Here is a 9,662-nt window from a genome sequence, read left to right as displayed (position 1 = left end):
CGCTCGGCCGCCCTGGCCGAGTGGCAGACGTTCGCCGCATAGTCCTCGCCTCCCCTGCCCGGACTCCCCTCAGTGGCGACGAGTTGCCGTTGGACTGACAGCACCCTCGGGAATACTCCCCGGCCATCGCCCGCGTCATGCTCTTGATGATGGTGGCACTCAGGCTGCCATCGTTCTCAAACTGCTCGGCGCAGTAATGGACTGCTATGCCGGCCTCGCGGCAGATGAACTCGTAATAGGCGCTCTCGTCGGCGTCCTGAAAGCGTCCCCACCGACTGACACCGTAGACAAGGATGACATCGAACTCGGTCTGACCGTTCTGGACGTCAGCGATCAGATGTTGAAGCGACACACGGCCGTCGAGCCGCAGGCCGCTCTTGCCCGCATCGGCGTAGGTGCGGACGACCTCGAAGCCGCGACGGGCGGCTTAGGTCGTGTGGACAAAGGGGATTCCCAAATTGCCGCCTGACTGATTCAAGGCTGTTCTTTGCGGAGAGCGGTATTGGTTCGCGGTTTGATGTCGGATGCGGAGTGGGCTTTCTTCGAGCCGTTCGTGGTCGAGACGGGTCCCAGGCGAGGTCGGCGGCCTCGGGATCATCGGCTGGTGCTGGATGGAGTTTTCTGGATCGCCCGGACGGGTGGCGCATGGCGTGATCTTCACAGCCACTTCGGCGCATGGAACTCCGTCTACCGCCAGTTTCGTCGCTGGACGCAGGCGGGGCTCTGGGATGTGATGCTGGAGGCGATGAACAACACCGGCGGGGGCCACGACAGCGTCCAGATGATCGATTCGACCATTATTCGCGCTCATCAGCACGCCGCCGGCGCGCTAAAAAAGGGGATCAGGACCAGGGTCTTGGCCGCTCGCGAGGTGGCTTCTCGACCAAGATCCATCTCCGCAGCAACGCTCGAGGCCTCCCTGTCGCGGTTACCCTGAGCGGCGGTCAGGTCTCAGCTATGAAGGGCCACGGCCCGGTCATGGACGAACCCGGTCCACACCCCTGCGTATTGCTCGCCGACAAGGGATGCGATGCCGACTTCATCCTGGCCGACCTGGAAGCCAGAGGCATCGCCGCCGTCATCCCCGCCAAGCGGAACCGCAAGGTTCAGCCCGTCATCGACGGTCACATCTACAGCTTGCGAAACCTCGTCGAGCGGTGCTGCTCAAAGCTGAAACACAGCCGCCGACTGGCCACCCGCTATGACAAAACCGCCGACAGCTTCCTCGGCTTCGTCCTCGTCTCGTCCATCCGTCTGTGGATCAGGCATTTTGTCCACACGACCTAGGCGGGGCTGGATATAGCCCAGTGACGAGTGCAGACGGCGGGGATTGTAGAAGCCCTTGATGTATCCGAACAGGTCCCGCCGCGCCTCAGGGCCAGCGAATGATGAGGTCTCGGTAAACATCCGGCCGGCGCGCCCTATTCACAAGATGCGTTGCAGCAGAATGGCCGAACTGAGCGGTATCGCGACCACGAAGTTCGCACCGCAATCCCGCGCTTCTTCGATCTGAGATTTGGGCGTGTGACTGGCCGGCATGATGACCGGCGTGAACCTGTTGGGTTCGAGCCTCGATGTTCTCAGCCAGCGATTCTCGGAAAAGCCGTTGCCCCCAAGACCTGAGTCCAGCAGCACCAGATCGAAAGCCTTGTCGCCCAGCACCTTTCGGAACTCGCTTGCAGTCGGCGCCCGCATAACGGTTTGAACGTTAAACCCCATCAGTATCTGGCCGACGATCTCCAGCCCCTGGCTGCTCTCATCGGCACAGAGCACTTTTGCGTCCCTCAGATCGAAACGCGGTCCCTCTACGGCTCCAGGCTCCTGGATCACCATAGCTCAGCCTCGCCGGCAGGCAGCCCTACGGATAGTGGGCTTCCCGACAGCCTCCCCGAAAGTCCCGAAGGCCTCAAACGGGACAAAGAACTGGCGATCACTTCATCCGGCAGTTGGACGATGTCGCCAGAGCCTTGGGCCAGGTCGCCGCAAAATACCGAAAGCTGCGCGAGATGCTGGGCAAGGCTGTCGATCGACTGGACGGCTTCCATTTCTTTCTGGCTCAGACGCCGGTCGATAAGAATCTCGCCGACGACCTGCTCCAGACGCGCGGCCGCGGCGGCCCAGTCGCCGAGCTCGTCGCCCATTGCACCAAGAAGGTTCGCTATCGAGACTGGAGGCATCCCCTCAGAAAACTCACCTTTGAAGCGGGTCGATCGGCGGCATCCGGACAATGGGCCAATCTGGTCGACAAGTCGGGGGAGTCGTCAACGAGCGCATACCAAGGCGAGAAGACAGGTATTCCGCACCCTATACTTCGGCGCATGTATTATTCCTTGACGGGGTCCCGAGCCACGAGTCGGACGTCTGACGATGGAGATGACCCGGGCAAAGCACCAAGCCACAGCCTGCAGCACGGGCTCCGGCAGCAGGACTTTGACAACTTGACCAGGAAAAGCTGAAAGGCTCCTCTTCAATCTCGATTCAGCGCTTGTCGCACTCCAAACGCACCTTGCGGCGCAAGCCATCTCAGCCGCGGGCCATTGATCAAGGGTCATGATTGCGCTGCCGGTGCCATTGGCCTGACGTCTTCCAGAGTCATTCATGGAATTGATTGATATCGATCAAATCAATCCACTGTCAAATCATCCGAGGTCTCTTATTGTTATGTTCAAGAGCGTTTAAGCGCCGCTGGGGAGACAATCAAAGGACTACGCAAATACGTCCATCAGGGCGCGACTGACGTCATCCGTTCGCCCCTGGGGCTGACGATGCCCGGCAACGCCATGGACACAACGATAACGGGACAGCGACGGCCACGCTCGCTGCTGAGGGAGAACAACCATGAACCGCCGACTGATCCGCCGATCGCTGCAGATGACCACCGCTGTGGCGCTTATCCTTCCTGCCATGGCGGGAATGGTCCAGGCCCAATCCGCCGATCCCGGCGAGCCCGCGGTGGTTGAGGAGATCGTCGTTACAGCCCAGCGGAGATCCGAGAGTCTGCAACGCGTTCCCGTCAGCGTGACGGCTGTAACCGCAGAAGAGTTGAGCAGCCGCAACATCAATGATCTCGGACAGCTCGCAGTCGCCGCACCGAGCCTTCAGGTCGGCAGCGAAGGCAGCTTCTCTGTGCGCGGTGTGGGGACTCTGGCGTTCGCACAAACCATCGACTCCAGCGTCGCGATCGCCATCGACGACGTCAATCTTGGTCGGCCAAACTTGGGCGGTTCGCTGTTCAACGACGTCGCCCAGGTAGAAGTCCTGAACGGTCCGCAAGGCTTGTTGTTCGGCAAGAACGCTTCGGCCGGCCTGCTGAACATCACCACCACCCGCCCGCGGATTGGCATCTTCGAGAGCCTGAGCGACGTTGAGGCGGGCGTGCGGGACACGCCGGGCTCAGACACCACGGCCAGTTCGATCATCGCGCGTCAGACGCTCAATTTCCCGATCGGCGACCGGTCGGCCCTACGCCTGAACGCCATCCTGTCGAAGCAGGAGCCCGGCACGACGTTCGTCGGCAACGACAACGTGCGCAACGACCTCGATCTTGAACAGTGGGGCCTGCGCGCCAAGTTCCTGTCCGAGCTAAACGACTCCACGACCCTTTACGTAATCGGCGAGTTCAACCGCAGCGAAGGCGTGGCCGGCTTCTTCGACCGCACCTATCGCTCACTCGGCGCCGGCAGCGTGAACGGTCGGCCTCTGGCCGGCGATGGCGTGGTCGCGGCAGAAGACAACTTCACCTTCGGCGGAGACGGCGGATACTGGCGCGACCTGGACACCGGCGGACTGCAGGCGTCGCTCAGCCATGTGACGGCCACCGGTCTTGAGATAAGCAATATCGCTGCGTGGAAATTCTACGATATCGATCAGCAACTCGACACGGACTTCACCAACTCTGACGGCGCCAATGTGAACGCGCAGAACTCAGATTATGACCAGTTCTCCAACGAACTGCGTGTCGCCTTACCGGCCGGAGATCGGCTGAGCGGCCAAGCCGGCCTGTACTATTTCCATTCGCAGATACAGTCCACCAACCAGATCGCGGGCAGCAATTTCGTGCCCAGTTTCGTGCTTCCGACATTCCCGTTCTGCGTCGGAGCGACGCCGGTGGCCGCGCCGCCGCCAGCTTGCAGCTTCCGCAACGACTACTTCCTCGGCAGCGATCACGCCTACGAACAGACGACGGACAGCTATGCGGCGTTTGGTCAGTTCACCTACGAATTGACCGAGGCGTTGCGCGTGATCGGGGGAGCCCGCGTCACCCGCGACGAGATCGACATCGATCTGGTGCAGAACCTTGGACGCTATTTCGTCACCCTCGGCGCGCCTGGCACGTTCGACGAATCCTATGCGAACACGAACTGGAGCTACAAGGCCGGCCTACAGTATCAGATCACGCCGGACGTCATGGGTTACGCCACCTATGGCCGTGGCTACAAGGGACCGGGCTTCAACGACAACGGTGCCAGCCCGCTGGCCCCACTTCTCGTAAGGCCCGAGGTATCATCCAGCATCGAGGCGGGTGTCCGATCGAGCTTCTTCGAACGTCGACTGATCCTGAACGCCTCGGTGTTCCGTACGGAGTTCGATGACTATCAGACCCAATCCTTCGACCCGATCCTATCCAGCTTCATCATCCAGAACGCCGCCTCGGTCATCAGCCAGGGCGCAGAGATCACCGCGATCGCCGCGCTGTTCGACGGCTTCACCCTCAACGCCTCTGTGAGCTTGCTTGACTCGGAGTTCGACGATTTCAACGGTGCCCAGTGCTATCCGGGCCAGGCCACGCCGAGCTGCGCAGTGACCGGATCATTCAACGTCAGCGGCCTGAGCACGCCGAACTCGCCCAAGTTCACTTCGACGCTGTCGGTCAACTGGGAGCCGGTCATTTCGGGCGGGATACAACCCGTTCTGCGCGCCAATTGGTATCATCGCGACAGCATGAACTTCCTGATCAACCAGGCCCCCGGCGCGGAACTCCCATCGACCGACATCTTCGGTGCCAGCATCGGAGCACGGTTTGACAACGGTGTGGAGATCGCTCTCTTCTGCAAGAACTGCACGAACGAGCACAACCCGGTCTTCATGGGGCTCGAACCTGGTGATGCGATCGCCAATATCGCGACCTACCAACAACAGTTCGGACTGGATTCCGTCCGACTGATTGGCCTCAAGCTCACCTACAGCCACTAACGTCCGGAGCAGGGTCATGAAGTCCATGAAGCATTGGCGGGCGTCTGTGGCCCTGCTCGCCCTGTCGGGGTGCGTCCTCCTTTCGAGCCCGGTTCTCGCAATGCCGGCACCGCACCAGCCGGTACTCAGCACCCGCGCCATCCCGGCTATCGACGCGGACGGCCTGCGATTCCGGGATCTGAACCGGAATGGCCAACTCGATCCTTATGAGGACTGGCGCCTGACGGCCGCGGAACGTGCGGACGATCTGGTGAGGCGGATGACATTGGCCGAGAAGGCCGGCCAGATGCTGCACGCGAATGCCGAGGGAAACGCGCCGTTTGGCCAACCCTGGACGGGCTACGGCCAAGACAGCGCAAGGCTAAAGATCGTCGACCGTGGGATCACCAGCCTCAACTCGATGCTGGTCCTGCCCCCTGCCGAACTGGCCGAGGCCTCGAACAGTCTCCAGGCGCTGGCCGAGCAGACACGCCTTGGCGTTCCAATCACCCTCAGTACCGATCCCAGAAACCATTTCCAAGCGACAGTGGGAGCCAGCGTCGCCGCCGGCGGGTTCACGCGATTCCCGGAACCTCTAGGTCTGGCCGCGATCGGCGATGCGGACCTCGTCCGGCACATGGCCGACATCGCCAGGAGAGAATACCGGGCGACCGGATTCAGCGTGGCACTGTCGCCACAGGCGGACCTCGCGACCGAGCCGCGCTGGCCCCGGGTCAACGGCACCTTCGGTGAGGACCCGGAGCGGGTGGGCCCCTTGGTCGCCGCCTACATCGAGGGATTTCAGTCTGGTCGTGAGGGGGTCACTATCGACGGCGTCGCGGCCGTGGTCAAACACTGGGTCGGCTACGGCGCGGCCCGCGACGGCTGGGACAGCCACAACTATTATGGACGGTTCGCCGATCTCTCGAGCGAACGCCTCCCGCTGCACCTGAGACCGTTCGAGGCGGCGTTTGCCGTCCGTCCGGCAGGAGTAATGCCGGCCTATTCGATTTTCGCGGGCCTGACGGTGGACGGTCACCCCGTTGAACCGACCGGGGCGGCTTACAGCCGGGTTCTGATCCACGACTTGCTTCGTGAGCACTATGGATACGACGGGCTGGTACTGGCCGACTGGGCCGTCACCGAGGACTGTGGCGATATCTGCCGCAATGGCTTTCCAGCCGGTGAGCGTCCGAGCTTTCAGGGCGTATCGACGGCCTGGGGGGTCGAAGATCTGACACGAGCGCAGCGGTTCGCGCGAGCCGTCGGGGCCGGTGTCGACCAATTCGGCGGTGCCGAGGATCCGCAGCCTATTCTGGACGCCGTTGCCGCAGGCGACATCAGAATGGAGCAAATGGACGCGGCCGTGCGTCGTGTCCTGATCCGGACTTTTTCGCTGGGGCTGTTCGAGAACCCGTTCGTCGACCCTGCGGTGGCGACCGCCGCCGTGGGCCGGGATGAGGATGCTCGGGAAGCCCGGGCCGTTCAGGCCAGGGCCATGGTGTTGCTTGAGAACGGACGGGGCCTGCTTCCTCTCCACCCCACCCGGACGCCCCGGTTGTTCCTGCGGGGCGTCGATCCGGCGGCGGCGCGAGCGGCCGGCTTCACCGTCGTCGACACGCCGACGACAGCGGATGCAGCCATCGTGCGCATGTCCGCGCCTTCCGAACTGCTGCATCCAAATTATATGTTCGGCCTGATGCAACGCGAAGGCAGCCTCGCTTACCGGGCGGATGACCCGGACCTGGCAGCGGTGGAGCTGCTCGCACGCACCCTGCCAGTCGTGGTCGACGTCTATCTGGACCGCGCCGCCGTACTGACGCCGTTGAAAGCGTCGGCGGCTGCGCTGATTGCCGATTTCGGTGCCTCGGACCCGGCCCTCTTCGACGTACTGACGGGTGCGACCGCGCCTGTGGGCCGGCTGCCGATCGAGCTGCCGTCATCAATGGACGCCGTTCGAGCACAACGCTCGGATACCCCGGCCGACAGCGCATCGCCGCTCTACGCCCTCGGCTTTGGGCGATCTTACTGAGGGTCGCCAAGCCCGGCGGCTTGGGTGAGCCGCTCGCCGCTACAATCCCAGGCGCACCGGACGGCAGGCCTCTTACCAAGCACCCGGCAGTGTCCGACGTCTTGTTATTCCTTTGCGTTTCTTCGGCGTCGTCGTCGAAAGAACCCAGATCCAGTCGGCAGCCGTGACTCACTCGCCGGCCGTTGCGGCGCCCAGGATGGCGGTGCCAGCAGCGTCGCCGTCGTCCCGACAAAAAAGAGGCCGCGTCTTGGACGCGGCCTCAGGTCCGGAGGTGAGATCGCTGTAGTTTCTAGTGAGCGGACAGAGCCTTGATTTCGGCCTCGATGGCCGCGATTTTTTCTGGAGTCACTTCGCCTTGTGACATTGGCATCGCCTCCTCCAGGGTCATGTAATCGAACTGTGGCAAAGCCGGATGGGTGGTAATCCCGGTCAGATACTTCTCCAGAATGGCCGCCGTTGCGGGATCGGCAACCAGCTCCTTGATCGGGCTGGCGGTGGTCGGATGCGCCGCGGCCTGCGCATTTGCAGTCGCTGGTGCAGAGGTCGGATGCGGCGTGGTGGTCGGATGCGGCGCGACCTGCGCGATCGCCGACGTCGGCGAGCCTGCCGCTGCGAACCCGACAATGCCGGAAAGCGCGAACGCCGAGAGAGCCAAACTTAGAAAAGAATTTTTGACCATCTGTATATCTTTCATGAGATTAGGTTGGCGGATAATAAATGGTAGTCCGCAGATTAGACAATCGATTGATCGGATGAACACCAATCCATCGATTTTATCTTCGAGTAACACGCGACTGCCGCTGGTCAGGGCCCCTGGAGTTGCATGCTATGGCTCTCGGTTGCCGGGCCATATGTGATTGTGCATCATGGCGGACATGAAGACCTTGGCTCCAGCCGTCACGCGACCGACCAATCCCCTAGTCGGTCTGGTCGGCTATCAGCTTCGACGCAGTTCCGTGATGATGGCATCGGACCTGGCAGAGCGGTTGGATCCCCTGACGCTCACAGTCATCAGTCTGTCTGTGCTGTTGATGATCGAGGCCAATCCAGGCGTCACACAGAGCGATATCGGCCGCGAGCTTGGCATCCGGCGCGCCAACATGGCCCCATTGACCGCTCAGCTTACGGAACGCGGTCTCGTTGACCGGCATCGCGCGGACGGGCGATCGCATGGTCTGCATCTCACGTCCAAGGGGGCCGAACTGGCCCGCGCCGCGTGGGTCGCGTGCGCTGCGAACGAGGAGCGGTTGGCCGCGGCTCTGTCTGAGGCCGAACAGCAGACACTGATCGGCTTGCTGGAAAAACTGCGTCGACTGCCGCCTCCGCCAGCTGCGTCCTGATGGGCTCGATCCAAACGTCCGGGTCGCTTCCATTCAGGTGACCTTGAAGACCCTGATGCGCACGGCGGGTTCGGGGCGTTCCGGCACCGGCCCCAAGGTTCCCACGAACACGGCCTGGTTCAGCCAGACGTGCGGCCCGTTGGGGGCCTCGAACCACGGAGCGGAGCGGGCATAGAATTCCCCCCCAGAAGCCATGCCCACGACGCCCTTGTTGTAGACGTGGATGAGAGCGCCGTCGTCGGTCTGCATCATGTAGTCGGCCTCGATCACCGTGAAGCGGTCAGGCCGAATGAGTTGCCAGTCCATCCCGCCCGGCAGAACCTTCCCCTTGATGTCGGGACCGGCAAACTCGCCGCCGATGATCGGGATGCGATTACGTCGACCAAAAGGCGTTTCACCAACCGGTGTCGATGCCTCGAGCAACACGATCGCCTCATAGACAAATTCTATCCCGGGGACCGGATTGCCGGTCGGCGGTGCCGACTGTGAAGCATCGGCACCGCGGGTCGAGACGAGCGTTGAGGCAACGGCCAGGCCGCCCGTCGCAAGCAGTTGACGCCGCTGCCTGTTTTTCGGGTCTGTATGTTTCGAGGCTCGAGTCACCGGGGTATCCTGTACGATCGGATGATAGAAGCAGCAGGCGTCACGGTCAGAAGCTTCGTGCAAGTCGCAACCCGTACTGGCGCGGCGCGCCATAGAACTGGCTGTCCCCCGACTTTCCGGACACATAGACCTCGTCACTCACGTTGGTGACAAAGGCGACAGCACGCCAGGCCTGATGTTCATAAGTCAGCTGGGCGTTCCAGATCTGGCGCGCCTCCAGAAAATCGAAGAGCGGATTTTCGAATACACTGACGGTTTGCTCGCCGATGTAGGCGGTATCCAGGCGCGGTGTCAGCCGATCCCCGTTGGCCAGGGCGAAGTCGTACTCGAGGCCTGCGCTGACGGTGAACTCGGGCGAATAGGGATTGCGACGACCCGACACGCTCGTCCGGAATGGGTCGTAGTTGAAACAGACCGGGGGATTTGACGGGGTGCCAGCGGGGCACTGAACTCCAAGTCCCTGGCCCGATCCCCCCGGAAGAGCGCGTGTGTCGATCAGCGTCAGTCCCCCCAGT

General features: G+C 62.3%; 8 protein-coding genes and 2 pseudogenes. 4 read left to right on the top strand and 6 right to left on the bottom strand.

The features are described from left to right. A partial coding sequence (locus ACILQR_RS13645; protein ID WP_395651942.1) for a recombinase family protein occupies positions 1-370 on the bottom strand: 370 nt, incomplete at its 3' end. A 147-nt stretch (positions 371-517) separates the two neighbouring features. Here ACILQR_RS13645 and ACILQR_RS13640 point away from each other — a divergent pair. After that, positions 518-1,287 (top strand): annotated as a pseudogene (locus tag ACILQR_RS13640) (IS5 family transposase). Between the two features lie 138 nt (positions 1,288-1,425). Here the strand turns inward: ACILQR_RS13640 and ACILQR_RS13635 are convergent. Beyond that, on the bottom strand, positions 1,426-1,833 hold the full coding sequence (locus tag ACILQR_RS13635) for a response regulator (RefSeq protein ID WP_395651941.1): 408 nt from the start codon (positions 1,831-1,833) through the stop codon (positions 1,426-1,428). Next, on the bottom strand, positions 1,827-2,141 hold the full coding sequence (locus ACILQR_RS13630; protein ID WP_395651940.1) for a hypothetical protein: 315 nt from the start codon (positions 2,139-2,141) through the stop codon (positions 1,827-1,829). Before ACILQR_RS13630 ends, ACILQR_RS13635 begins: the two co-directional genes overlap by 7 nt. A gap of 697 nt (positions 2,142-2,838) precedes the next feature. On the opposite strand from ACILQR_RS13630, the gene ACILQR_RS13625 reads away from it, so the two are divergent. Together ACILQR_RS13625 and ACILQR_RS13620 are read left to right on the top strand one after the other, a co-directional pair. Next, complete coding sequence (locus ACILQR_RS13625) at positions 2,839-5,193, top strand: TonB-dependent receptor (RefSeq protein WP_395651939.1); 2,355 nt, start codon at positions 2,839-2,841, stop codon at positions 5,191-5,193. Positions 5,194-5,209: 16 nt separating this feature from the next. Beyond that, on the top strand, positions 5,210-7,204 hold the full coding sequence (locus ACILQR_RS13620; protein WP_395651938.1) for a glycoside hydrolase family 3 protein: 1,995 nt from the start codon (positions 5,210-5,212) through the stop codon (positions 7,202-7,204). A 289-nt stretch (positions 7,205-7,493) separates the two neighbouring features. On the opposite strand, the gene ACILQR_RS13615 is transcribed toward ACILQR_RS13620, so the two are convergent. Continuing rightward, entirely contained in the window at positions 7,494-7,994 is a 501-nt protein-coding gene (locus tag ACILQR_RS13615) for a hypothetical protein (RefSeq protein WP_395651937.1), read from the bottom strand. Between the two features lie 76 nt (positions 7,995-8,070). Between ACILQR_RS13615 and ACILQR_RS13610 the strand changes: the two genes are divergently transcribed. Then, positions 8,071-8,544: a MarR family winged helix-turn-helix transcriptional regulator gene (locus ACILQR_RS13610; RefSeq protein ID WP_395651936.1), complete on the top strand. Its 474-nt coding sequence runs from the start codon at positions 8,071-8,073 to the stop codon at positions 8,542-8,544. Positions 8,545-8,577: 33 nt separating this feature from the next. On the opposite strand, the gene ACILQR_RS13605 is transcribed toward ACILQR_RS13610, so the two are convergent. Beyond that, complete coding sequence (locus ACILQR_RS13605) at positions 8,578-9,147, bottom strand: DUF3237 domain-containing protein (RefSeq protein ID WP_395651935.1); 570 nt, start codon at positions 9,145-9,147, stop codon at positions 8,578-8,580. A gap of 46 nt (positions 9,148-9,193) precedes the next feature. Further along, a pseudogene (locus ACILQR_RS13600) lies at positions 9,194-9,662 on the bottom strand (hypothetical protein); the annotation flags it as partial.

The organism is Brevundimonas sp. (genome assembly GCF_044239655.1).
In the GTDB taxonomy this organism is placed as follows: Bacteria; Pseudomonadota; Alphaproteobacteria; order Caulobacterales; family Caulobacteraceae; genus Brevundimonas.
The sequence above is the reverse complement of the archived record's forward strand: the minus strand, read 5'-3'. Positions and strand labels throughout refer to the sequence as shown.